The 665-nt window shown below is 46.2% G+C and carries 2 protein-coding genes; one reads left to right on the top strand and one right to left on the bottom strand.

What is annotated here, in order from left to right:
- The coding region (locus ACTHUM_RS17075) for a hypothetical protein (protein ID WP_440403563.1) at nucleotides 1–502 on the top strand (502 nt) is incomplete at its 5' end.
- Nucleotides 503–552: 50 nt separating this feature from the next.
- On the opposite strand, the gene ACTHUM_RS17070 is transcribed toward ACTHUM_RS17075, so the two are convergent.
- Nucleotides 553–665 (bottom strand): hypothetical protein (locus tag ACTHUM_RS17070; protein ID WP_440403564.1); only part of this gene is annotated, 113 nt, incomplete at its 5' end.

Raw genomic sequence — 665 nt, 5'->3', positions numbered from 1 at the left:
GGCTATGATCTGCCTATTCAGCGGATGCTATGCCTTATTCGTCGCCTGGGAAAATGGCGGATTCAGCCATCTCCATGATTTTCAAGCAATAGAGGGCAACGGCATGAGCGCATACCTTCATCAAACCTCCGCCGCCACCATGCAGGCTGAAAAAAACGAGTTGTCGATTTTGCAAAACAACCAAAACAGCTTGGCCTCTTGCGTCGGCATTGAATCTTTATGCGAATACGCCAAGCCGGGCATCTGGGTTGAACATGCCAAATTCTTACAACACAAGGACACGGGCAAATTATTGGTACTTTCGTTGGACTATTTGGAAAACAATGACACCGCAAAAACCCTACACAACCGCTATTCTGCATCGCTCCTACCTCAAGCAGACAGAAAGGAAGCGTGGCATTACGCCTGGCGTACATTTTTGAGCTCAATAATGTTTCTAATGGGCATCAATCTGCTGCCAATGATTTTTACCCTATTTGAGGAAAAGGAAACCGCAGCATAAAAACATGTCGTCTGAAAACATTTTCAGACGGCATGTTTCATTATTAAAGCTTAACGCGGATGAACCATATCGGCAGGAACGACCAATTCGTCAAACTCTTCGCCTGTCAACAAGCCCAATTCGATGGCGGTTTCGCGCAACGATTTGTCGTTTTTGTAGGCGG

The organism is Neisseria sp. P0021.S006 (assembly GCF_051956895.1).
Note: the sequence above shows the minus strand (reverse complement) of the source record. Positions and strands in the feature narration are given on the sequence as shown.